This window comes from Xanthobacter wiegelii (genome assembly GCF_043193855.2).
GTDB lineage: Bacteria > Pseudomonadota > Alphaproteobacteria > Rhizobiales > Xanthobacteraceae > Xanthobacter > Xanthobacter flavus_A.
Genome location: NZ_CM195529.1, coordinates 3,408,288 through 3,429,608 on the forward strand (window position 1 = coordinate 3,408,288; position 21,321 = coordinate 3,429,608).

The window sequence follows — 21,321 nt, forward strand, 5'->3', positions numbered from 1 at the left end:
GACGTCTCCGGCCTACCGCGCCCAGCTCGTGACGTCGGCGGCATTGCCGGTGCCGCCCTCCTGCCCGTCGGAGCCGAGGGAGACGATGTCGAACGGCCCATGCTGGCCCGGCGCGCGATAGGCGTAGGCCTTGCCCCAGGGATCGAGCGGCACGGTGCCGCCCTTCAGGTACGGCCCGTTCCAGGTCGAGACATTGCCCGGCCGCTGCACCAGCGCGTTCAGCCCTTCCGACGAGGAGGGATAGCGGCCGGCATCCAGATAGAAGAGATCGAGGGCGCTGGAGAAGCCCTGGATCTGGATCTTCGCCGTCTTCACCTTGCTGTCGCCGAGATAGCCGAGCACGCGCGGCCCCACGAGGGCGACGATGAGGCCGATGATGGTGATGACCACCAGCAGTTCCACCAGCGTGTAGCCGCCTTCGCTCTTCCGGCGACGAGAGCGGGACGGGATATGGGCCATCATGGGGGCGGGACCTTGATTCACGTTTCGTCACCCGATGCTTTGGCTGACCGACAGCAACGCGGTCATGACCGAGACGATGAGCCCGCCCACCACCACCGAAATGGTGACGATGGCCGCCGGGCCGATGACCGCGACCACCCTGGCGAGGGCGCGCTGGAGCTTTTCCTCGTAGAAATCGGCGATGCGGCCGGAGAGCAGGGCCAGTTGGCCGGTCTCCTCGCCAAGGCGCAGCATGCGGATGGCCATGGGCGGCAGCACGTCGCCCTCGGCGAAGGCATCCGACAGCCGCCCGCCGTGGCGCACCCGGTCCGCCGCCTTGGCCCAGACGGAGGCCTCTTCGCCCGCCGCCATCACGTCCACGATGATGCGCAGCGCGGCGGTCAGCGTCACGCCGTTGCCGAGCAGGATGGAGAGGTTGCGGCAGAACACGGCCGAACGGCGGAACAGAAGCACCGTGCGCACCAGCGGCAGCTTGGAGAGCACGCCCGTCACCGCCCCGCGCACTTCCTTCCGGCGAAGCGCGAGGAAGGTGAGGGCCGGAAGCACCACGGCCGCGATGCCCACCTCCATGGCATGGGCCTGCAATCCGTCCGACAGATCGAGCAGCACCTGCACCATGGGGTCCAGCTTCGCCCCCATGTCGCGCAGCACGGAGGAGAATTGCGGCATCACGAACATGAGGAAGAAGACGAGCACGCCGCCCGCCGCCACCAGCACGAAGGCGGGATATTGCAGCGCCGACACCACCTTGCGGCGCAGCTCCTCGGCCCTCTGCCGCTCGGCGGCGACCAGTTCCAGCATCCGGTCCACGGTGCCGGAGGCCTCGCCAACCTTCACCAGCGCCACATAGACCGGCGGGAAAAGCTTGGGATGGGACGCCAATGCCTCCGCCAGACTCTCGCCGGCCAGCACGTCCGCGCGGATCTTGCGGGCGACGGCGCGCATGCGGCCGAGGTCGGTGTCTCCGGTGAGCAGTTCGAGCGCCTCGTCCAGCCGCGCGCCCGCGCGCAGCAGCAGAGCGAGGTCGCGGGTGAAGAGGGTCACGTCCTCCGCCTTGGGCGCGCCGAAGGTGAAGCCGAAGGCGCTCTCCTTCTTCTCCTTGAGCGGCGTCGTCTCCACCGGCACGAGGCCGAGGAATTCGATGCGGCGGCGGACCTCCGCCTCGGTGGGCGCGGCGATCTCGCCGCTCACCATCTGCCCGGCCTGGGTGAGCGCGCGGTAGGAGAAAGTGGCCATGGGCTCAGCGCACCGTGGTCACGCGCAGCACCTCGGCGGCCGAGGTGAGGCCGGCGCGGCACTTGGCGACGCCATCGTCCAGCATGGTGGTCATGCCGCCGGAGATGGCGGCGCGGTCGAGGGCGGCGGCGCCGGCATGGCGGTCGATCATCTCGCGGATGTCGTCCGAGAGGGTGAGCACCTCGAACACGCCGATACGCCCGCGATAGCCGGCTCCGCCGCAGCGCTCGCAGCCGACCGGCTCGTACACCGTCTCGCCCGCCGCGAGGCCGAGGGCGGCATAGCGCGGGTCGTCCCGCACATCCGAGACCGAAAGGGTGTGCGGCCGCTTGCAGCGCTCGCACAGCTGGCGGACGAGGCGCTGGGCGATGACCGCACGCAGGGTGGACTTGAGGAGGAAGCCCTCCACGCCGAGGTCCAGCATGCGCGGCACCGAGGCGGCGGCGGTGTCCGTGTGGAGGGTGGTGAGCACCAGATGGCCGGTGAGCGCGGCGTGGACGGCGATGTGCGCCGTCTCCGGGTCGCGCACCTCGCCCACCATGATGACGTCCGGGTCCTGCCGCAGGAAGGAGCGCAGCGCCGCCGCGAAGGTAAGCCCGATCTGCGGACGCACCTGCGACTGGAACACGCCCCGGATCTCGTACTCCACCGGGTCCTCGATGGTGAGGATCTTGCGGGTCGGCTCGTTGAGAACCGAGAGGATGGTGGCGAGCGTGGTCGTCTTGCCCGAGCCGGTGGGGCCGGTGACCACCACCATGCCGTGGGGCAGCGCGAGCAGCTTCATCAGCGTCTCGCGGTCGTGCGGGGCGAGGCCCAGCTTGTCCACGGTGAGCACGCCCCGGTCCCGCGCCAGAAGGCGGATGACGGCGCTTTCCCCGTGCTGGGTGGGCATGATGGCGACGCGCACGTCGATCTCGTCGCGCCCGAGCTTGAGGCGCGCCGCGCCGTCCTGCGGCAGGCGTCGCTCGGCGATGTCGAGGCCGGCAAGGATCTTGATGCGGGAGATGACCGCCTGCGGCAGCACGTCGGCGAGCGCATGGATGGGGCGCAGCATCCCATCGATGCGCAGCCGCACCTCGAGGCCGGTGCGGAACGGGCCGATATGGATGTCGCTCGCGCGCAGCTCCATGGCCTTGTCGAACAGATCGTTCACCGCCCGCACCACCGGCGCGCCGGAGGCGAGGTCGCGCAAACTGTCGATGTCGTCCTCGGCCCGCGCCGTGGCGGGACCGGCGGCCTCGCGGGCGGCCGCCTCGTCGGCGCCGAGCCGTTCGGCCAAGGCGGTGGCGATATCCTCGAAGGAGGCGACGGCGAGCGTGACCTTGCTCCCCAGCACGATCTCCGCCGCCCGTACCACCGTCTCGTCGGTGGGATCGCCCACCGCGAGCCAGGCCGTGCCGTCCGCCGCGCGGAAGGGCAGCACCGTCATCTCGCGCAGAAAGCGCGGGGTAAAGTGCGAAACGAGGGAGGGCGCCGCCATCAGCTCCGGCAGGGCGATGCGGGGCAGCCGGTAGAAGCGGGCCACCTCATCGGCGAAATCGCCGGCGGTGAGCTCACTCGCCTCCCACACCTGACGCAGCGGACGGGTGTCCGTTCCGCCCCCGGCCGCCTGACCCGAGACGCGCGCGGCGAGGAAGCTCAGAAAATCGGCGCTCCCCTCCCCGCTCATGCCCGCGTCCCCGAAAGCCAGAGTCCGGATCCCGCCGCGTCATGCAGCGGCACTCTTCTGAAGCTGGACCTTGACTGCTATTAACATGGACCGCATCACCGGCGAAGGTTGCGGCCGGAAAGCAACTCCAGGCGCAGTGCCGGCCCATTTGCGGTAGCCGCCTGTTGCCCGCGCGGGGCACCGAAGCCGCCAGCCTGGTATTCCCGGCTCCCGTGACGCTCGCGCGTCACCGTGATGACAATGTCACGACATTCGGACACCACCCCGGTGCGGCGATAGCCAGCTAACTGAAGCTTGGCAGCGGCTCCGGTCAACCCTTATATATCCGTCACATGCAGTCGCTAAAGGATGGGCGCCAAGGGTCGTTCGGCGCGCGCCTGCGACTGTGGCCCTTGCATGCGGCTATCGGATCCCACGGCTCTTCTGGCCGCGCGGCTCTTGCGTTCGGAAGTAGCGGGTGATGCGTGATTGAGGATTGGCGCGGCCGGTCGAGCCCACGACCGGGCACTCTTGTATTGGCGTGCGCGATCCTCTTCGCCGCGGTCCTCTCCGGCTGCTCGGGCATCATGGACGATACGAAGCCCCAGAGCACATTCGACCAGGTCCGCAACATCGATCTGTCGCCGAAGCCCATGCAGCCTGTGGCCCAGCCGCAACAGTCGACCGACAATCGCCAGCCCATCGAATATTTTGCCACCCCCGGCGCGCAGCCCGTGACCGATCCGGCGGCGGTCGGGGCGGCGGGAGCGGCGCAGCGCGGAGCGGATGGCGGGTACGATCTCAATTTCGAGAACACCCCCGTCACCACCGTCGCCAAGGTGGTGCTCACCGATATCCTCGGCGCCAACGTCATCATCGATCCGCGGGTGCAGGGCACCATCAGCCTGTCCTCGGCCCGCCCCGTCGCCCGCACCGATCTGGCCTATGTGCTGGAGAGCGCCTTGCGCGCCAACGGCATCGCCCTCGTCCGGGATTCCTCCGGCTACCAGCTGATGCCGCTGACCGAGGCCGCCGGCTCTGGCGCCACCGATGTCGGCACATCGCGGCCGGAGCCGGGCTACGGCGTCTCCGTGGTGCCGCTGCGGTATGTCTCGGCGGAGACGCTGATGCCGGTCATCGACAGCTTCGCCACGCGGGCCGGCATGGTGCGGGTGGACCCCGGCCGGAACGTCCTGCTCATCCAGGGCACGGCGCAGGAGCGACAGGCGGCCATCAACACCGCCCTCTCCTTCGATGCCGACTGGATGCGCGGCCAGTCGGTGGGCATCTACCCCCTGCGCAACAGCGCGCCGGAACCGCTCATCACCGAGCTGGAGACGCTGCTCGATGCCGGCGAGGGCGGGCTCAGCCACAAGATGGTGAAGTTCCAGGCCATCAACCGGATGAATTCGGTGATGGTGGTGGCCAAGAAGCCGGACCTGCTGCGCACCGCCGCCACCTGGATCGAGCGCCTCGACCGCTCCGACAGCTCGGTGGGCGTGCGCGTCTATCGCCTGCGCTACGGCGAGGCGCGGCAGACCGCGCGGGTTTTGAACGAGCTGTTCAACGGCACGTCCTCCCAGGGGCTGGACCAGGCCTCCAACCAGATCGCGCCGGGCTCGGGCACCTCGCTTTCATCCAATGGCGGTGGCTCGAACGGCCCCATGTCCGTGCAGCAGCGCCTCGGCCAGACGCCGCCCCAGAACCAGAGCCAGGGCCAGAACGCCCAGCCGGTGAACCGGGGCGAGACCGACAACGAACTGCAGGGCGGTCCCGGCTCCGGGCCGTCCGGTGGCGGCGGGGCGCTGCTCTCGGGCGTCCGCATCACCGCCGATCAGGTGAACAACTCCCTGCTCATCTACGCGAGCCAGGAGAACTACCGCATCATCGAGCGCACCCTGCTCCAGCTCGACCAGCCGCAGTTGCAGGTGGCCATCGAGGCGACGGTGGCGGAGGTGACGCTCAACGACCAGCTCGCCTATGGCGTGCAGTTCTATCTCACCAGCAACAATCTGGGCCTCGGCAAGAACAACGGCTCGGTGATGAACACGCTGTCCTCAAGCGTCACCGACCAGGCGATCAACCGCGTGCTGCCCGGCTTCAACCTGCTGATCGGCCGCGAGAACCAGCCGCGGATGATCCTCGACGCCTTGCACACCGTGACCGACGTGAAGGTGCTGTCCAACCCCTCCGTGGTGGTGGTGGACAACCAGAAGGCGACACTTCAGGTGGGCGACGAGGTGCCGGTCTCCACCGGCAGCGCCACCGTGCTCACCTCCTCAAACACGGTGGTGAACACCATCGAGTACAAGAACACCGGCATCATCCTGCACGTGACGCCGCGGGTGAACGTGAACGGGCAGGTGCGGCTCGATATCGAGCAGGAGATCAGCAACGTCACCAAGCAGCCCACCGCCAACGGCAGCTCGTCCGAAAGCTCGACCCTCACCCCCACCGTCTCCCAGCGCCGGGTGAAGAGCACCATCGCGGTGACGAGCGGGCAGACGGTGCTGCTCGCCGGGCTCATCAGCGAGCGCAGCGACGGCGTGCGGCAGGGCGTGCCGGTGCTCGACCAGATCCCGGGCTTGGGCGATGCCTTCGCCCATAAGGACACCACGGTGAAGCGCACCGAGCTCATCATCTTCATCCGCCCCCAGATCATCCGCGACAATATGGATGCCCACACGGTGGCGGAGGAATTGCGCGCCAAGCTCAAGGGCACGGTGGGCGTGCTGCCGGGCGGCCCGCAGCCGCTCATCAACCGGTGAGGCACGCCATGGCCGAAGCCGCAACGGGTGATGCCGTGCACCAGCCTTCCCTTGGCGACGGACTTCCCGGAAGCCTCGGCGCCCATCCGCGCGTGGCCAGCCGGGGCGAGGTCGCGGCCCTCGCCGCCGTCTGCCTCGCCGCCATGGGCGCGAGCCTCGCGGTGGCGGGGCTTCCCACCGGCCTGCCGCTTGCCGCTCTGGTGCCGGTGCTGGCGGCCATCGCCGTCATCGACGCGCGGCACTTCCTCATTCCCGATACCCTGAGCGCCGCCGGCATCGCCCTTGGGCTTGTCCATGTGGTGCTCGCCGCCGACGACGTTGCGGAAGGACTGATCGTTTCCGGCGTGCGCGGCATTCTCCTGGGCCTGCTCTTCCTCGGCCTGCGGACGGGCTATCGCGTGCTGCGCGGACGCGACGGGCTGGGGCTCGGCGACGTGAAGCTCGCCGTGCTTGCCGGCGTCTGGCTGGAGGTGACGGCCATTCCCCTCGCCATCGAGATCGCGGCCCTGTCCGCCCTCCTCGCCTACGCCCTGCGCCGCCGCGCGGCGGGCCGGGCGCTGCGCCTCGACGGACGGCTGCCGTTCGGCCTTTTTCTCGCGCCGGCGGTGTGGATCGCCTTCATGATTGACGCCCTCCTCCTCAAGGCGAGCTGAGCATGCGCCCGGACGAGAATTTTCCCACACAGGCCTTACGCCGCTGTGCCGCGATGCTGGCTCTGATTCTGGCGCTGGCGCTCGCCGCCGGGCCGGTGATGGCCGGCAGCCGGGACGGTCCCCAGTCCCGCGCCTACGCCGCCTATGCCAAGGGTGACTACGTGACCGCCGCCGCGCTGCTCATTCCCCTCGCATGGGAAGGGGATGCGAAGGCGCAGGGGATGGTCGGCTACCTCTACGAGACCGGAAAGGGCGTGCCGCAGGATTTCGTTGTTTCGGCCCAATGGTACGGCTGCGCCGCCGAGCAGGGCGACCCCACCGCGCAATACCTTCTCGGCCTCGCCTACGACAAGGGCCGGGGCGTGCCCATCGACGTGGTGCTCTCGCAGAAATGGCTGATCCTCGCCGCCGCCCGGGCCGGCAAGCAGGAGCGCGACACCTTCACCCGCATCCGCGATGCGGTGGCCTCCAAGATGAGCCGGGCGCAGATCGCCGCCGCGCAGGAGCAGGCCATCCTGTGGATGCCGGCCCCGCCCTATGTACCCCAGCCCCTCTGGCTGAACCGGCCGCGCTCGTTCACGCCCTTCTAACCGGAGCGGGTGTTTGATGCCGTCCGTGATCCCGGATTGCGGAGGCGGCATGGCCCTGTTCGACCAGATGATCGGCGGGCTCGTTTCGAGCGTCGTCGGCCAGATCAAGAAGAGCGGCGCGGTGGGCGGCCTGCTCGATAGCCTCCTGAACAGCCCAGCCGTCGCCGCTTTGCCCGGCTGGATCGACCGGACCATGGCCGGCACCAGCTTCGGCGGCATCGAGGGCTTCGCCGAGGCCCTGCGCGCGGGCGGCCTTTCGGAGGCGCTGGACAGCTGGATCGCCGACGGTCCGAACCTGCCGGTGGACGGGGACGCCATCGTCGCGGCGCTGGGCGAGGCACGCATCGCGGAACTCGCCGCCGCCTTCAACCTGCCGGCCGCGCCTTTGCCGGGCCTGATGGCCCGCTTCCTGCCGGTGATCGTGGACCGGCTGAGCCCGGACGGCACGTTCGAGCTGCCCGAGCGGTCCGCCGCCTGACGTCAGCGTGTGCGGCGGGAGGCTCGCGCGCGCCGCGCGGGACCGCTATATAGGGGCAGGTCCGGTCGCGGCGCGGGGGCGCCATCGGGCCATCCTTGAGAAAGACCAGAGCCCGCACCGTGACCGAGCGCAAGCGTCCTACCCTTCTCGAGCGCCTGCGCGGGCTGATGCTCGATTTCGACGCGCTGCTGGACAGCTCCCTGTTCAGCCTCGGCGCCCGCACGCGCAACATCCTGTCCGCCTATTCCGCCTTCACCGAGCGGTTCAACGTCACCGGCGTCGGGCGCTGGGCCATCGGCGCGGCCTCGGAAGGCTTCACGCTGGGCGTGGCCGGGGCCATGGTGATGCTGGCGCTGGCCATGCCGGCCTTCCGCGAGACCTCCGACGACTGGCTGAAGCGCACCGAACTGGCCGTCACCTTCCTCGACCGCTACGGCAATTCCATCGGCGAGCGCGGCGTTAAGCAGAACGACACCATCCCGCTGGAAGACATCCCCGACAACCTCATCAAGGCGACCCTCGCCACGGAGGACCGGCGCTTCTACGAGCATTGGGGCATCGATGTCGCCGGAACGGCGCGCGCCCTCGTCACCAATGCGCGGGCGGGCGGCGTGCGGCAGGGCGGCTCCTCGCTCACCCAGCAGCTCGCCAAGAACCTGTTCCTGTCCAACGAGCGCACCATCGAGCGCAAGATCAAGGAGGCCTTCCTCGCCATCTGGCTGGAGTCGCGCCTCTCCAAGAGCCAGATCCTGAAGCTGTACCTCGACCGCGCGTATCTCGGCGGCGGCGCCTACGGCGTGGATGCGGCGGCGCGCTATTATTTCGGCAAGTCGGTGAAGGAGGTCAGCCTTTCCGAGGCCGCCATGTTGGCCGGCCTGTTCAAGGCGCCCTCCAAATACGCCCCGCACATCAACCTGCCGGCCGCCCGCGCCCGCGCCTCCACCGTGCTCGACAATCTGGTCGAGGCCGGCTTCATGACGGAAGGTCAGGTGTTCGGCGCCCGGCGCAATCCCGCGACGCCGGTGGACCGCCGCGACGACGAGGTGCCGGACTTCTATCTCGACTACGCCTTCGGCGAGGTGAAGAAGCTGGTGGACCAGCTTCCCCAATCCGTGGTCGAGCGCAACTTCATCGTCCGCACCGGCCTCGACCCCAACATCCAGAAGGTCGCGGACGCGGCGCTGGAGACCTCGCTCAACGAGTTCGGCCGCGACTACAAGGTGAAGCAGGGCGGCGTCGTGGTGATGGAGCCAAACGGCACCCTGCGCGCCATGGTGGGCGGGCGCGACTATGGCGAGAGCCAGTTCAACCGCGCCACCGACGCCCTGCGCCAGCCCGGCTCCTCCTTCAAGCCCTTCGTCTACACCGTGGCGCTGATGGGCGGCATGAAGCCCTCCACCATCGTGCAGGACGCGCCCATCTGCCTCGGCAACTGGTGCCCGCAGAACTACGGGCGCTCCTACATGGGCTCCATCACGCTGAAGACCGCGCTCCAGCATTCGCTGAACACGGTGGCGGTGCGCCTCGCGGAACGTTTCACCCGGAAGAAGATCGTGGATCTCGCCCACCAGATGGGCATCAAGACCCCGCTGCCCATCAGCGCGCCGCTGCCGCTGGGCGCCGCCGAGGTGACGCTGTTCGACATGACCACCGCCTATTCGGTGTTCGCCAACGGCGGCAAGAGCGTCTACCCCCACGCGGTCATCGAGATGCGCATCGGCAACGGCGACGTAGTGTGGCGCTTCGACCGCGACGCGCCCAAGCCCATCCAGATCATCCCGCAGCAGCAGCTCTATGACATCAACGACATGCTGAACAACGTGGTGGAGAACGGCACCGGCCGCCGCGCCCGCCTCGTCAATGCCAAGGTCGCGGGCAAGACCGGCACCACCAATGCCTATCGCGACGCCTGGTTCATGGGCTTCACCGGCAATTACGTCTGCGGCGTGTGGTTCGGCAATGACGACTACGCCATGATGAACAAAATGACCGGCGGCTCGCTGCCCGCCATGACCTGGCAGAAGGTGATGGCCTATGCCCACCAGGGCATCGAGATCAAGCCGATCCCCGGCGTCACCACGCCCATTCCGAAGCTGGACGAGCCGCCCGCCGCCATGAACGTGCCCGGCCTCGCCGACAGCGAGCGACCCGTCACCCTCTCGCCCCGCTCGGCGGAGCGGCTGGCGGCGCTGGAGCGCATGTTCAAGGAGGCGGAGGTGAAGATGACCGACGCCGGTGCCGCAGCAGCCCCCGTTCCGGCCGCGGCGCAGGCAACGCCCGCGCCCGCCCCCGCCGGCGCCGGCGCCCCTGCGGCGCCCGCGACCCCGATGCCGACCGCCGTGCGCCGGAACTGAGATCAACCCTCGTCCGGCGCCTTCGGCGTCCGCCAGATGCCATAGGCCCAGGGCCTGTACCAGCGCCCGCCCGTGGGCAGGCATTGGGGCACCGGATCATAACCGTGCCCGCCCCAGGGATTGCAGCGGCAGATGCGGGCGGTGGCCATCACCGCGCCGGGAAGCGCGCCGTGCCGCATCACCGCCTCCTCCGCATATTCCGAGCACGTGGGCAGATAGCGGCACTGCCGGCCCATGAAGGCGGAGAAGGTGTAGCGATAGACGAGGATGAGCCCACGCAGGGCGAGGCGCGGCGCGCGGGCGACCTGCGCGGCAATCCCCCGCACCGGCCCTGCCGTCTCCTTTGTCCCGCTGTCATCCGCCGCCATATGCGCCTCGGTCTTTGCCTCGATGCCCCGCCGCCCCACATTCGCCATGCTCAAGGGGCGGAATGCGCCTATCCAGCCTTCATGTCGAAGTCGGGGCCGAGCTGGTCCCGGCGACCCGCGCGGCTCCTGCTTCCGGGGCTCTGCTGACGCGCGAGGTGATCGACGATGCCTGATGTCTTCCCGCCCGGTTCTTCCGTCCCGCCTTTGTCCGTGGTGATGCGCGCCCTCGCCTTCGCGACGCTGCGCCACACCGACCAGCGGCGGAAGGGGCGGCGGGCGCAGCCTTATGTGAACCACCTCGTGGAAGTCGCCTTGCTGGTGAGCGAGACGACCGGCGGCACCGACCCCAACCTCATCGCCGCCGCGCTGCTGCACGATGTGGTGGAGGACCAGGGCGTCACGCCGGAGGAGATCGCCACCACCTTCGGCCCGGACATCGCCACCCTCGTCATGGAGGTGACGGACGACAAGGGGCTGACATCGCCCGAGCGCAAGCGCCTGCAGGTGGAGCACGCGCCCCACCTGTCCCCGCGCGGCAAGCTGCTGAAGCTCGCCGACAAGACCTGCAACCTGCGCTCCCTCGCCGAGGACCCGCCGGAGGACTGGCCGCAGGCGCGCGCCCGGGCCTATGTGGAATGGTCGCGGGCGGTGGCGGCGGGGCTGCGCGGCATCAACCCGGCGCTGGAAGCGGCGTTCGATCAGGCGGCCGAGGAAGCCATCGCCGCCATCGAGACGCGGCGGGCCGAGGAATGGGCGGCGGGCTAAAGCATTCTCAAGCGAAGGGGGCACCGGTTCGCGTGAAGAAAATGCGTCTCCGCGCTGAGGCCGGAGGCCTATTCCGCGGCGGCGCGGGCGGCCTCGATCTGGCCGATGGCGTCCACCACCGCGTCGAAGGTGAGCATGGTGGAGGCGTGGCGCGCCTTGTAGTCGCGCACCGGCTCCAGAACCTTGAAATCCTCCCAGCGGCCGGCGGGCGGCGGGCCGTTCTCCCGCAGCATCTTCCACATGGTGTCGCGCGCCTCGCGCAAGTCCTGCGCGCTGGCGCCGATGATGTGGCTGGCCATGAGGGAGGAGGAGGCCTGCCCCAGGGCGCAGGCGCGCACCTCGTGAGCGAAATCGGTCACGGTATCCCCGTCCATCACCAGATCGATGGTGACGGTGGAGCCGCACAGCCGGGAATGCGCCCGCGCGCTCGCCTGCGGCGCGGCGAGCCGGCCGAGCCGCGGGATATCGGCGGCGAGGGCGAGGATGCGGGCGTTGTAGACATCATTGATCATGGGCGAACCGATCAGGCGGCGTGGCACGGGCCGGAAGACCTTGCCGGACCCTGCCGCGCGGGCTTTGCCTTCTTATATAGAGACGGGAGGAACGGACGCAAAGGTAGGCGGTCCCGGCCAATCGGATGGTGCCATCAAACCTTTGCGTGGCAACTTGAGCCGCCTCACCCTTGCGAAAATGGCCCTTCGGCCCCATCATGGAACTTGGGCCCAGCTTTGGGCCTTCATTTTTGACACGGACGGCAAAGCCGCCGCCGGCAGGTCCGGCGGGGCGCGGTTTGAGCGACACCGCGCAAGCGAGCCGACAACCGGTGACACTCCCGCCTTTTCCCGGCCCCCTGGGATGGCGGGTCGAACGGAGTTGGTCATGGACGCGGTAGTCAAGTTGTTCAAGGCGCAGGCCGAGAACGAGGAGCGGGAGCGTCAGCTGAAGGCCAAGCGGGCCGAGGCTGCGCGTGCGCCCGCGCCCGATGGTGCCCCTGCCCTCCCCAAGGTGCATCCCCCCCTCTCGGACGGCAGCCCCCGGCCCTCCCGCGCGGAAGCGGAAGCGGCGGTGAAGACGCTGCTCGCCTACATCGGCGAGGACCCGGCGCGCGAAGGCCTGCTCGACACGCCGAAGCGCGTGGTGAAGGCCTATGACGAGCTGTTCTCCGGCTACGGCGAGGATGCCGACGAGCTGCTCGACCGCACCTTCGGCGAGATCGGCACCTTCGACGACTTCGTGCTGGTGCGCGACATCCCGTTCCACTCCCATTGCGAGCACCACATGGTGCCGTTCGTGGGCAAGGCGCACGTCGCCTATTTCCCGGTGGAGCGTGTGGTGGGCCTCTCCAAGATCGCGCGGGTGGTGGACATCTTCGCCCGCCGGCTGCAGACGCAGGAGCACCTGACCTCGCAGATCACCAATGCCCTCGACGAGAGCCTGCGCCCGCGCGGCGTGGCGGTGATGATCGAGGCCGAGCATATGTGCATGTCCATGCGCGGCATCACCAAGCAGGGGGTGTCCACCCTCACCACCCAGTTCACCGGCGTCTTCCGGGATGATCCGGCCGAGCAGGTGCGCTTCATCACTTTGGTGCGCTCCAAGGGCTGACGCAGGACCGCCGCCGAGAGGCGTTCCTGCCGAGGCGGGAGCGCCCGACACGCGAGCGAAAGAGTCCAGCGAATGAGCGCCGACACCGCCTTCACCTTCCCCGCCGCCGGCAAGGGCGCCGCGCTGGAGGAGGACACCCTCCTCTCCCCGCGCTTCGACGCCAACGGCCTCGTCACCTGCGTCGCCGTGGATGCGGAGACGGGCGAGGTGCTGATGCTCGCCCACATGAATGCGGAAGCCCTCGCCCTCACCATGGCGACCGGCGAGGCGCATTATTTCTCCCGCTCGCGCGGCAAGCTCTGGAAGAAGGGCGAGACCTCCGGCCACACCCAGAAGGTGCGGCAGATGCTGATCGATTGCGATCAGGATGCGGTGGTCATCAAGGTGGAAATGGGCGGCACGGGTGCCGCCTGCCACACCGGCCGCCGTTCCTGCTTCTATCGCTCGGTTCCCATCGGCGCCGCGCCCTCCGAGGCGACCCGCCTCGCCTTCACCGGCGACACCCCGCGCTTCGATCCCGCCGCCGTCTACGGCAAGGGGCACACGGACGGTCACGGCCACGACCACTGACACCGGCGGCCCGTATGGCGTGACGCACCGGCGGCCGCTGTCCCATGCCTGTGGGGAGGCCGGTACAGTGCCGACCCGTCGCTTGCGGGGGCGAGACGAACGGGACGACGGCACTGCACCGGCAGCGGAGATTGCAGGCGATCGCCCTGACGGAATCGCCTGAAACCCTGGTCCGCATCTCGTTATCGGACATTGCCCGGCAAGTTTCTCGGCATTGCGCGCACCCGCCCTATGCAGGGGACGAATCATCCGGCTTCCCTTCCGGAAAAAAGCCCGACACGGCCAACCGACATCGCTTCGGTCGTTGACGTGGCAAAGCTTCCCTTGCGATCCTTGGCGCGCGGCATCTCTCCCGGCTTCAGGCGGGCTCCGCCGCATTACGACGACGTGCGGAACCGGCGGCTCCAGCCGCCGCCGGGCCGCAAGCCAAGCGCCGATCAGATGCCCCAGGTTCCGACGCCAACAGCCGACACGTCCGTGCCGCAGGCCGCCGGCCTCGCCGGCGCGCTCGCGCCCGTAAGGTTCAGCACTTCCGACGTTCCGGAAGCCGATCGCATGGCGTTCGCCCTGGAGTTCTATGGCCCCGTCCTGGTCGGTCTCGAACTCGCCCCCGATCCCGACGACCCCTTCTCCATCTCGGCCTGCTTCCTCCAGCTCCCCGGCGCGATGGTCGCGCAGGGACACGCCAGCGCCCTGGTCTCGACGCGGACGACCGCCCTGTTGGCCGATGGCGTGGATGACCTCATCATCTGCCGGCCCGCTCGCGCCTATCGGGTGACCACCCCGCAGGGCCACTCGCTCGAAATCGGAGCCGGGCAAACCGGCGTGTGGAGCCTCGGCCAGCGGTCGTCGGCGCTGCTCCAGCCCGACACGGCGTTTCGCAGCGTGCAGATCTCCCGGTCGCTGCTGCGCGCCATGGTGCCGAACGTGGACGACATCGACATGGTTCACATCGCGCCCGGCGACCCGATGCTCGACCTTATGTTCGCCTATGCGGACCTCGTCGCCGAACACCCCATCGGCTCGGAGGAAGGCGGCAGGATCGTGGCCGCCCACATTGCCGACCTCACCGCTTTGGCACTCAAGGGCGCCGCCGGCCTGCGCGAGGGGCTGGGCCGCAGCAGCGTGCGGGCGGCGCGCCTCGCCGCGGCGAAGACGGCCATTCAGGCGGCCCTTCACCGGCCCGAGCTGTCGGCGGCCACCATCGGCGCCCAGCTCGGCATCAGCGCGCGCTATGTGCAGCTTCTGTTCGAGGAAAACGGCGAGACTTTTTCCGCTTATGTCACCCGGCTCAGGATGGAATGGCTGCGCCGGATGCTCGGCGATCCGCGCCAGACCCACCGGCGCATCTCCGACCTCGCCTTCGAGGCCGGCTTCCGCGATCTCTCCACCTTCAACCGCCAGTTCCGCCGCCATTTCGGCGAGGCGCCCTCGGCGACGCGGCGCCAGCGGGCGCCCTGGAGCGCGATCCGGGCGGAATGAACCCATGCGCTCGGCGCGTGCGCCAGGGCGCCACGCTTCGGTCACCAGACTTTAGTAAACGAGTCGGCACTGTAGCGGTGCGCCGGGATCGGGTCAGTGCAGGTGGGAGTGAGACGTCCCACGGCACCAGCCTCGCGGCGCGACGGGAGGCGTCGATGTTTCAGTCCCTCCACTGGCGATCCGGCCCCACCGCCGCAGCGGCCGCCCCCAAAGCTGCGACGTCTTCCTCGACCAGCCCCGCGCCGACGCCGGCCGATGCCGGCACGCCCGATCTCGGCACGCCCGCCCACCCGGCACCGCGCACGTCCGCGCCCAACGGCCCGGCCATCGGCCTTGCGCTGGGCGGCGGCGCGGCGCGCGGCTTTGCCCATATCGGCGTGCTGAAGGCGCTGGACCGCGCCGGCATCCGCCCCTCGGTGGTGGCGGGCACGTCCATCGGCGCGGTGGTGGGCGGCATTTGGGCCGCCGGCAAGCTCGACACCCTGGAGGACTGGGCGCTCAGCCTCACCAAGCGCAACGTGCTCGGCCTGCTGGATTTCAATCTCGGCGCCGCCGGCCTCATCGGCGGTCGACGCCTCGTGGAGCTGATGCGCCGCAACGTGGGCGGCATCGCCATCGAGGACCTGCCCATCGTCTTCGCCGCCATCGCGACGGAGCTGGGCACCGGCCACGAGATATGGCTGACGCGCGGCGATTTCGTGGACGCCATCCGGGCCTCCTATGCCCTGCCCGGCATCTTCACCCCCGTGAAGGTGGGCGGCCGCTGGCTGATGGACGGCGCGCTGGTGAACCCGGTGCCGGTCTCCGCCGCCCGCGCCATGGGCGCGCGCATGGTGATCGCGGTGAACCTCAATGCCGACGTGTTCGGCCGCGGCACGGTCATCCAGGACCATGGCGGGGTGGTGGAGCGCGTCGCCGAGATGGCGGTGGCCGAGAAGAAGGAGGGGCTCGCCGGCATGCTCAGCCCCGAACGGCTGCGGCGGCAGTTCTTTGCCGGCCCCTCGGGCGACGGGCCGCGCGGGCTCACCACGGTGATGATCGACGCCTTCAACATCACCCAGGACCGCATCGCCCGCTCCCGCCTCGCGGGCGACCCGCCGGACGTGATGCTCTCCCCCAAGCTCGGCCGAATCGGCCTGTTCGAGTTCCAGCGGGCCAAGGAGGCCATCGCCGCCGGCACCGAGGCCGCCGAGCGGGCGCTGGAGGACATTTCCTCCACGATGGTGGCGCTGGGGTAGGCCCGCGCCAAGCGCGGGCACGGGTCGCGCTGGGGTAGGCCCGCGCCGGGCGCGGGCACGGGTGGCGCTGGGCTGAGGCCCGCCCCATGCGTGAGTATAGGTGCCGCGCGGCGGGCGGAGCGGCTATGGTCCGGCATCTTCCGGATCAGGATCTGCCCCGCCATGTTCTATGAGCCGTCCAAGCGCAACCACGGCCTGCCCTTCTCGCCGCTCAAAGCCATCGTCGCGCCCCGCCCCATCGGCTGGATCTCCTCGCTGACGCCGGAAGGCGTCGCGAATCTCGCCCCCTATTCCTTCTTCAACCTGATCTGCGAGGCGCCGCCGCTGGTGATGTTCTCGTCCGCCGGCCACAAGGACAGCGCGGCCAACATCGAGGCCACGGGCGAGTTCGTCTGCAACCTCGCCACCCTCGACCTGGTGGACGCGGTGAACCTCACGTCCGCCCCCGCTCCCCGCGATGTCAGCGAGTTCGACCTCGTCGGCCTCGAGCGCGCCCCCTCGCGCCTGGTGAAGCCGCCCCGCGTGGCGGCGAGCCCCTGCGCGCTCGAATGCGTCTATGTGGAAACCTTCCGCCCCAAGGGGAAGGACGGCACGCAGCCCGACCAGCACATGATCATCGGCGAGATCGTCGGGGTCTATGTGGACGACGCCGCCATCGTTGACGGGCGGGTGGACATGCGGGTCATGAAGTCCCTCGCCCGCTGCGGCTATCTTGACTACGCCTGGGTGGAGGAGCTGACCGAGCGCGAGCGTCCGCCGGGCGGCGGGATGGACCTGAAGGCGCGCACCAAGGCCTGACCCGTCGTCCCCCGGCCTGGCCGGGGGATAAGCGGTGGGCGGAAGGGCTCAATAGTCGATCACGCCGTCCAGCGCGTAATGCTTCACGCTCTTGCGGTTGGCGATCAGCTCGTCGATGGAGGGCTCGCCCTTCAGCGCGCGGGCGATGGCGAGCTTCGTCGCCTCGTAATTGGTGCGGTAGAGGTCGGCCTTGTCGAGGTTGGGGTCCTCGGGGCAGCGCGGGTCCAGCCACACCATGATGATCATGGCGAGTTCGTCCACCTGATCCTTCGGGATGATGCCCTCGCTGACGCAATCCACGATGGCGTCTCCCATGGCCGCCTGCACCACGCCGCCCAGCAGTTCCACATATTCGGCGGTGTGGATGGTGGCCTTGGTGGTCATCATGGTCGCCGGGCGCACCATCTGGTTCAGGTCGCGCACCACGAACATGCGGGTATGGCCCTGCACCTGCCCCATCATGGAGGCGAAGGCCTGACCCACCGGGCCGCGCACCGAGCCGATGAGCACTTCGGGCATGGCGTCCGTCACCTGCCCGTCCGCCGCCAGCACCGTCGCCTCGCCCGCCTTGAACCAGATGTCGCTCATCGTTTCCTCCTCGTTGGAGGGCGCAGGTAAGCACCCGCCGCCCCGCACGTCCAAGGCGACCGTGCGTCGCTGGTGCCAAAGGGCACGCGGGTGGCGCCTCGCCTTGAACGCGGGCGCGGGCCGTGGCACCTCTGGCGCGAGGGGCGCCGTGCGGGCGATTCGCGCCCCGGTTCGAGGGAGGCAGCGATGCCCACGCTCTTCCGCATTCTGGTGGTGCTGGCCGTGCTCGGCGGCCTCGGCTACGCCGCGCTCTGGGCGCTCGCCACCAAGGTGGAGCCGCAGGAGCGGGAACTCTCCTTCACCGTCGCCCCCGAAAAGATCGGCAAATGACCGGCGCGGGCCCGGCGTCCCAGGGTCCGCTCGCGCTCTTCCTCGACATGCAGGCGGTGGAGCGCGGGGCCGGCGCCAACACGCTCGACGCCTACCGGCGCGACCTCACCGACCTCGCCGAGTTTCTGGCCCCCCGCGCCCTCGCCGCGGCGGACACCGGAGCCATCCGCGACTGGCTCGCCGATCTCTCCGCCCGTGGCTACAAGGCGACCACCGTGGCGCGGCGCCTTTCGGCCGTGCGCCAGTTCTTCCGCTTCCTCTATGCCGAAGGGCACCGGGGGGATGATCCCGCCGCCGTGCTGGAAGGCCCGAGGCGCGGGCGGCCCCTGCCCAAGGTGCTCACGGTGGAGGAGGTCTCGACCCTGATCGAGACGGCCCACGCGCGGGCGGCCGAGGCGCCAGCGGCGGAAGGCGAGGCCGCCGGCAAGGCGCGGGCGGAGCTGCTCAAGCGCCGCCGCACCGCCGCAATGGTGGAGCTGCTCTACGCCAGCGGCCTGCGCATCTCGGAACTGGTCTCCCTGCCGGCCGCCGCCGCGCGGGCGAAGGGCGATGCCATCCTCGTCACCGGCAAGGGGCGCAAGGAGCGGCTGGTGCCTTTGTCTGAGCCGGCGCGGGCAGCCATGGCGGCCTATCTCGATGCCCGCAAGGCGGCGGGGCTGGAAGCCTCGCGCTGGCTGTTTCCGTCGTCCGGCGAAAGCGGCTACGTGACCCGCCAGCAGGCGGCGCGCGACCTGAAGGAACTGGCGCTGGCCGCCGGCCTCAACCCGGCGAAGCTCTCCCCCCACGTGCTGCGCCACGCCTTCGCCAGCCATCTCCTGGCCCATGGCGCGGACCTGCGCGTGGTGCAGACCCTGCTCGGCCATGCCGACGTCTCCACCACCCAGATCTACACCCACGTTCTGGACGAGCGCCTGAAGAGCATGGTGCGCGACCTGCATCCGCTGGGGGATGAGTGATCTGCAACGCAAGCATGCTCGGGCTTCGGCTGGACCGAGCCATCCCTCGTCCCGACCCCGCCACAGTCATCCCCCGGCTCGTCCGGGGGATCCACCCATCCGCCTTGGGCCTTGTCCGAAATCTTGGTCCAGCCCAACCGTGGATCGCCCGGACGAGCCGGGCGATGACGGTGGAGCAAGGGACGAAGACCGCGCCCCCTCAGAACCGCGTCACCACCGTCGCCAGCGATGGTCGCGGGCGGTCTTCGAGCTTCTGGGTGGCGGTACCGATATAGATGAAGCCGACGAAGCGCTCGAACTCGTCGAGGCCCAGCGCCGCGCGGGCGTTGGCGTCGTAGGTCGTCCATTCGGTGAGCCAGGTGGCGCCGTAGCCGAGCGCCGCGCAGGCGACCAGGATGTTCTGGCAGCTCGCCGCCGCCGACAGCAGTTGCTCGTACTCCGGGATCTTCACGTGCGGCGCCGCCCGCGAGACCACCGCCACCACGAGGGGCGCGCGCAGGAAGCGGCGACGCTCGTCGTCGAGATGCGTGTCGGCCACGCCGGGATCGGAGAGCGCCCGCGCCTCGGCCAGCAGTTCGCCGGCCCGGGCGCGCCCCTCCCCCTCGATCACGATGAAACGCCAGGGGGCGAGCTTGCCATGGTCCGGCACTCGCGCGCCGATGGTGAGGATGGTGTCCAGTTCCTCTGCCGAGGGGCCGGGTTCCACCAGATCGAGCACGCGCGAGGAGCGGCGGGTGGAGAGGAGCGCGATGGTCTCGGGGCTCGACTTGAAAACGGCGCTGTCGGTCATGGGCAATGGCTTCCGATGAATGTCTCCGGGCAATCTACAGAGCGGTCGCCCGGTAAGGAACCGCTGGGGCGCGGCGGCAACCGGCCGCATGGGGGAATGGGGAGTGACTTGAATCCGCCCTGAATTTTGTGCACGTCAAGGGCATGATCCGCTTCGCCCGCGCCTTCTCCCGGTTTGCTCGCCTCCAGCCGTTCACAGCGGCCCGGCGGAGGCCGGCGGCCAGCTGGTGGGCGAACCGGCTCGCGCCGGCGCTCCGGGCCGTTCTGATGGCGCCCGTTCTGGTCCTCGCCGCAACGCCGGCCGGGGCGCAGTCGATGCAGTTCCTCGGTCCGCCCGCCGCGCCTCCGCCGCCCGGCCCGTTCGGCACGCCGCCCGCCGCGCGGCCCACCGGCCTGCCGCCGGGGCTGCCGCCGCCGCCCGGACAGCCCGCCCCCTCGAGCCAGCCGGGACGCGAGCCCCACGCGGTGCTGCCGCCGGCGCCTCCCGGCAAGGCGGCGCTGGGCGTCTATGCGCGTTTCGGTGCGGAAGGCGGCGCCATTCCGCGCGGCCTCGTCTGGCGCGTCTTCGCCGACCAGCCCGAAGCCTCCACCGGCGCCTTCCCGCTGGTGGCGGAAAGCTCGGAGCCGGCGCCCGTCTTCTTCCTCAATCCCGGCGGCTACATCATCCACGTCGCCTACGGCTTCGCGACGTCCGCGCAGCGGGTGCAGATGGGGCCGGTGTCGCGCCGGCAGGCGTTCGACGTGCCGGCCGGCGCCCTGCGCCTCGCCGCCGACGTGGACGACAAGCCGATCCCCGCGCAGAAGCTCACCTTCGACATCTTCGAGGGCTCCTTCCTGCAGGGGCGCACCTCCAGCCAGCCCTATTATCGCGGCGCCGCCGCGGGGGACGTGGTGCTGCTGCCCGAGGGCACCTATCACGTGGTCTCCACCTATGGCGACGCCAACGCCGTGGTGCGCGCCGACGTGATCGTCCAGCCCGGCAAGCTCACCGATGCGACCGTCCACCACCGGGCGGCGCAGATCAGCCTGAAGCTGGTGAAGGTGGCGCACGGCGAGGCGCAGGCGGACACGCAATGGACGGTCATCACCCCCGGCGGCGACACCATCAAGGAATCGATCGGCGCCTTCCCGACCTTCGTGCTGTCCGAAGGCGACTATTCGGTCATCGCCCGCCGGGAGGGCAAGAATTTCAGCCGCGACATCAAGGTCGAGGCCGGCAAGAATCAGGAGGTGGAGGTTCTGGCGAAGTGACGCCCGTCCGCCGCCTCGTCCGGAGGGTCCCCATGGTGCGTCTTCTTCCGCGCTTGGCCGGTATCGCCACGCGCGCGGTCCTCGTTGCCGCCGGCCTCGTGGCCCTGCCTCTCGCCGCCACGCCGTCTCTTGCCGCCGACGCCTCGGCCGGGCAGGCGATTGCCCAGCGCTGGTGCGCCAGCTGCCATGTGGTCGGGACCGCGCCCCAGAGCGCCGCCAGCGACGCCCCCACCTTCGCCAGCATCGCCGCGCGCGACGGCGACATTTCCGGCCCCTGGCTCGCCTTCCGCCTCTTGAACCCGCACCCGCAGATGCCGCAGGTCTCCCTCACCCGCGCCCAGGCGGCGGACCTCGCGGCCTATCTCGCGACGCTGCGGAAGTAGGCGCCAAAA

At 69.8% G+C, this 21,321-nt stretch carries 22 protein-coding genes; 15 read left to right on the forward strand and 7 right to left on the reverse strand.

The features are described from left to right. Nucleotides 1-12: 12 nt before the first annotated feature. The 3 genes from gspG to V5F63_RS15855 are packed head-to-tail and all read right to left on the reverse strand — an operon-like array spanning nucleotide 13 to nucleotide 3,367. Nucleotides 13-462, reverse strand: coding sequence for a type II secretion system major pseudopilin GspG (gspG, locus tag V5F63_RS15845; protein WP_209489782.1), 450 nt, complete (start codon nucleotides 460-462; stop codon nucleotides 13-15). Nucleotides 463-489: 27 nt separating this feature from the next. Continuing rightward, a complete protein-coding gene (locus V5F63_RS15850; protein ID WP_394100916.1) occupies nucleotides 490-1,698 on the reverse strand; it encodes a type II secretion system F family protein in 1,209 nt (402 codons plus the stop codon). 4 nt (nucleotides 1,699-1,702) lie between these two features. Continuing rightward, complete coding sequence (locus V5F63_RS15855; protein WP_394100915.1) at nucleotides 1,703-3,367, reverse strand: GspE/PulE family protein; 1,665 nt, start codon at nucleotides 3,365-3,367, stop codon at nucleotides 1,703-1,705. A 566-nt stretch (nucleotides 3,368-3,933) separates the two neighbouring features. On the opposite strand from V5F63_RS15855, the gene gspD reads away from it, so the two are divergent. From gspD to V5F63_RS15880, 5 genes are all read left to right on the forward strand, one after another. Next, the gene (gspD, locus tag V5F63_RS15860; protein ID WP_394100914.1) at nucleotides 3,934-6,114 is read left to right on the forward strand and encodes a type II secretion system secretin GspD; all 2,181 of its coding nucleotides are present in this window, start codon (nucleotides 3,934-3,936) and stop codon (nucleotides 6,112-6,114) included. An 8-nt stretch (nucleotides 6,115-6,122) separates the two neighbouring features. Next, nucleotides 6,123-6,767 carry a prepilin peptidase gene (locus V5F63_RS15865; protein ID WP_394100913.1) on the forward strand — a complete coding sequence of 215 codons (645 nt, stop codon included), beginning with the start codon at nucleotides 6,123-6,125 and terminating at the stop codon, nucleotides 6,765-6,767. 53 nt (nucleotides 6,768-6,820) lie between these two features. Then, nucleotides 6,821-7,357 carry a tetratricopeptide repeat protein gene (locus V5F63_RS15870; RefSeq protein WP_245327185.1) on the forward strand — a complete coding sequence of 179 codons (537 nt, stop codon included), beginning with the start codon at nucleotides 6,821-6,823 and terminating at the stop codon, nucleotides 7,355-7,357. 49 nt (nucleotides 7,358-7,406) lie between these two features. Further along, a complete protein-coding gene (locus tag V5F63_RS15875; RefSeq protein WP_394100912.1) occupies nucleotides 7,407-7,835 on the forward strand; it encodes a YidB family protein in 429 nt (142 codons plus the stop codon). A gap of 167 nt (nucleotides 7,836-8,002) precedes the next feature. Then, on the forward strand, nucleotides 8,003-10,189 hold the full coding sequence (locus tag V5F63_RS15880) for a transglycosylase domain-containing protein (protein WP_394100968.1): 2,187 nt from the start codon (nucleotides 8,003-8,005) through the stop codon (nucleotides 10,187-10,189). 2 nt (nucleotides 10,190-10,191) lie between these two features. On the opposite strand, the gene yidD is transcribed toward V5F63_RS15880, so the two are convergent. Beyond that, nucleotides 10,192-10,605, reverse strand: a complete 414-nt coding sequence (yidD, locus tag V5F63_RS15885) for a membrane protein insertion efficiency factor YidD (protein ID WP_394100967.1) — start codon at nucleotides 10,603-10,605, stop codon at nucleotides 10,192-10,194. A 117-nt stretch (nucleotides 10,606-10,722) separates the two neighbouring features. On the opposite strand from yidD, the gene V5F63_RS15890 reads away from it, so the two are divergent. After that, a complete protein-coding gene (locus V5F63_RS15890) occupies nucleotides 10,723-11,322 on the forward strand; it encodes an HD domain-containing protein (RefSeq protein ID WP_394028172.1) in 600 nt (199 codons plus the stop codon). A gap of 68 nt (nucleotides 11,323-11,390) precedes the next feature. Here the strand turns inward: V5F63_RS15890 and V5F63_RS15895 are convergent, their stop codons facing one another. Beyond that, a complete protein-coding gene (locus V5F63_RS15895) occupies nucleotides 11,391-11,834 on the reverse strand; it encodes an iron-sulfur cluster assembly scaffold protein (RefSeq protein ID WP_394100911.1) in 444 nt (147 codons plus the stop codon). Between the two features lie 367 nt (nucleotides 11,835-12,201). On the opposite strand from V5F63_RS15895, the gene folE reads away from it, so the two are divergent. The 5 genes from folE (at nucleotide 12,202) to V5F63_RS15920 (ending at nucleotide 17,015) form a co-directional block, all read left to right on the forward strand. Beyond that, nucleotides 12,202-12,927, forward strand: coding sequence for a GTP cyclohydrolase I FolE (folE, locus tag V5F63_RS15900; protein ID WP_394028171.1), 726 nt, complete (start codon nucleotides 12,202-12,204; stop codon nucleotides 12,925-12,927). Between the two features lie 72 nt (nucleotides 12,928-12,999). Beyond that, the gene (gene hisI / locus V5F63_RS15905; RefSeq protein WP_209483757.1) at nucleotides 13,000-13,497 is read left to right on the forward strand and encodes a phosphoribosyl-AMP cyclohydrolase; all 498 of its coding nucleotides are present in this window, start codon (nucleotides 13,000-13,002) and stop codon (nucleotides 13,495-13,497) included. Between the two features lie 441 nt (nucleotides 13,498-13,938). Beyond that, on the forward strand, nucleotides 13,939-14,979 hold the full coding sequence (locus tag V5F63_RS15910) for a helix-turn-helix transcriptional regulator (protein ID WP_394100910.1): 1,041 nt from the start codon (nucleotides 13,939-13,941) through the stop codon (nucleotides 14,977-14,979). A gap of 155 nt (nucleotides 14,980-15,134) precedes the next feature. Then, complete coding sequence (locus V5F63_RS15915; RefSeq protein WP_209483761.1) at nucleotides 15,135-16,217, forward strand: patatin-like phospholipase family protein; 1,083 nt, start codon at nucleotides 15,135-15,137, stop codon at nucleotides 16,215-16,217. A gap of 162 nt (nucleotides 16,218-16,379) precedes the next feature. Continuing rightward, nucleotides 16,380-17,015 carry a flavin reductase family protein gene (locus tag V5F63_RS15920; protein ID WP_209483763.1) on the forward strand — a complete coding sequence of 212 codons (636 nt, stop codon included), beginning with the start codon at nucleotides 16,380-16,382 and terminating at the stop codon, nucleotides 17,013-17,015. A 48-nt stretch (nucleotides 17,016-17,063) separates the two neighbouring features. Here the strand turns inward: V5F63_RS15920 and fae are convergent, their stop codons facing one another. Beyond that, nucleotides 17,064-17,603, reverse strand: coding sequence for a formaldehyde-activating enzyme (gene fae / locus V5F63_RS15925; RefSeq protein ID WP_394100909.1), 540 nt, complete (start codon nucleotides 17,601-17,603; stop codon nucleotides 17,064-17,066). Nucleotides 17,604-17,789: 186 nt separating this feature from the next. Between fae and V5F63_RS15930 the strand changes: the two genes are divergently transcribed. Both V5F63_RS15930 and V5F63_RS15935 read left to right on the forward strand, forming a co-directional pair. Then, nucleotides 17,790-17,933, forward strand: a complete 144-nt coding sequence (locus tag V5F63_RS15930; protein ID WP_209483767.1) for a hypothetical protein — start codon at nucleotides 17,790-17,792, stop codon at nucleotides 17,931-17,933. Further along, the gene (locus tag V5F63_RS15935) at nucleotides 17,930-18,889 is read left to right on the forward strand and encodes a site-specific tyrosine recombinase XerD (RefSeq protein WP_394100908.1); all 960 of its coding nucleotides are present in this window, start codon (nucleotides 17,930-17,932) and stop codon (nucleotides 18,887-18,889) included. Before V5F63_RS15930 ends, V5F63_RS15935 begins: the two co-directional genes overlap by 4 nt. A gap of 199 nt (nucleotides 18,890-19,088) precedes the next feature. Here the strand turns inward: V5F63_RS15935 and V5F63_RS15940 are convergent, their stop codons facing one another. After that, nucleotides 19,089-19,679, reverse strand: a complete 591-nt coding sequence (locus V5F63_RS15940; RefSeq protein WP_209483771.1) for a nitroreductase family protein — start codon at nucleotides 19,677-19,679, stop codon at nucleotides 19,089-19,091. A gap of 266 nt (nucleotides 19,680-19,945) precedes the next feature. Here V5F63_RS15940 and V5F63_RS15945 point away from each other — a divergent pair, with 266 nt between their 5' ends. Then, nucleotides 19,946-20,929 carry an RgsD C-terminal domain-containing protein gene (locus V5F63_RS15945; protein ID WP_394100907.1) on the forward strand — a complete coding sequence of 328 codons (984 nt, stop codon included), beginning with the start codon at nucleotides 19,946-19,948 and terminating at the stop codon, nucleotides 20,927-20,929. A gap of 32 nt (nucleotides 20,930-20,961) precedes the next feature. Continuing rightward, on the forward strand, nucleotides 20,962-21,312 hold the full coding sequence (locus tag V5F63_RS15950) for a c-type cytochrome (protein ID WP_394028167.1): 351 nt from the start codon (nucleotides 20,962-20,964) through the stop codon (nucleotides 21,310-21,312). Nucleotides 21,313-21,321: the final 9 nt, after the last annotated feature.

Bases quoted from the DNA above. Each gene is read 5' to 3' on its own strand.
- V5F63_RS15915 (WP_209483761.1), top strand. From the start codon at position 15,135: ATGTTTCAGTCCCTCCACTGGCGATCCGGCCCCACCGCCGCAGCGGCC.
- V5F63_RS15935 (WP_394100908.1), top strand. From the start codon at position 17,930: ATGACCGGCGCGGGCCCGGCGTCCCAGGGTCCGCTCGCGCTCTTCCTC.
- V5F63_RS15875 (WP_394100912.1), top strand. From the start codon at position 7,407: ATGGCCCTGTTCGACCAGATGATCGGCGGGCTCGTTTCGAGCGTCGTC.
- V5F63_RS15850 (WP_394100916.1), bottom strand. From the start codon at position 1,698: ATGGCCACTTTCTCCTACCGCGCGCTCACCCAGGCCGGGCAGATGGTG.
- V5F63_RS15880 (WP_394100968.1), top strand. From the start codon at position 8,003: ATGCTCGATTTCGACGCGCTGCTGGACAGCTCCCTGTTCAGCCTCGGC.
- V5F63_RS15940 (WP_209483771.1), bottom strand. From the start codon at position 19,679: ATGACCGACAGCGCCGTTTTCAAGTCGAGCCCCGAGACCATCGCGCTC.
- V5F63_RS15895 (WP_394100911.1), bottom strand. From the start codon at position 11,834: ATGATCAATGATGTCTACAACGCCCGCATCCTCGCCCTCGCCGCCGAT.
- gspG (WP_209489782.1), bottom strand. From the start codon at position 462: ATGATGGCCCATATCCCGTCCCGCTCTCGTCGCCGGAAGAGCGAAGGC.
- hisI (WP_209483757.1), top strand. From the start codon at position 13,000: ATGAGCGCCGACACCGCCTTCACCTTCCCCGCCGCCGGCAAGGGCGCC.
- V5F63_RS15920 (WP_209483763.1), top strand. From the start codon at position 16,380: ATGTTCTATGAGCCGTCCAAGCGCAACCACGGCCTGCCCTTCTCGCCG.
- V5F63_RS15870 (WP_245327185.1), top strand. From the start codon at position 6,821: ATGCTGGCTCTGATTCTGGCGCTGGCGCTCGCCGCCGGGCCGGTGATG.
- V5F63_RS15890 (WP_394028172.1), top strand. From the start codon at position 10,723: ATGCCTGATGTCTTCCCGCCCGGTTCTTCCGTCCCGCCTTTGTCCGTG.
- V5F63_RS15855 (WP_394100915.1), bottom strand. From the start codon at position 3,367: ATGAGCGGGGAGGGGAGCGCCGATTTTCTGAGCTTCCTCGCCGCGCGC.
- fae (WP_394100909.1), bottom strand. From the start codon at position 17,603: ATGAGCGACATCTGGTTCAAGGCGGGCGAGGCGACGGTGCTGGCGGCG.
- V5F63_RS15910 (WP_394100910.1), top strand. From the start codon at position 13,939: ATGCCCCAGGTTCCGACGCCAACAGCCGACACGTCCGTGCCGCAGGCC.
- V5F63_RS15945 (WP_394100907.1), top strand. From the start codon at position 19,946: ATGGCGCCCGTTCTGGTCCTCGCCGCAACGCCGGCCGGGGCGCAGTCG.
- yidD (WP_394100967.1), bottom strand. From the start codon at position 10,605: ATGGCGAATGTGGGGCGGCGGGGCATCGAGGCAAAGACCGAGGCGCAT.
- V5F63_RS15950 (WP_394028167.1), top strand. From the start codon at position 20,962: ATGGTGCGTCTTCTTCCGCGCTTGGCCGGTATCGCCACGCGCGCGGTC.
- folE (WP_394028171.1), top strand. From the start codon at position 12,202: ATGGACGCGGTAGTCAAGTTGTTCAAGGCGCAGGCCGAGAACGAGGAG.
- gspD (WP_394100914.1), top strand. From the start codon at position 3,934: ATGGACGATACGAAGCCCCAGAGCACATTCGACCAGGTCCGCAACATC.
- V5F63_RS15865 (WP_394100913.1), top strand. From the start codon at position 6,123: ATGGCCGAAGCCGCAACGGGTGATGCCGTGCACCAGCCTTCCCTTGGC.
- V5F63_RS15930 (WP_209483767.1), top strand. From the start codon at position 17,790: ATGCCCACGCTCTTCCGCATTCTGGTGGTGCTGGCCGTGCTCGGCGGC.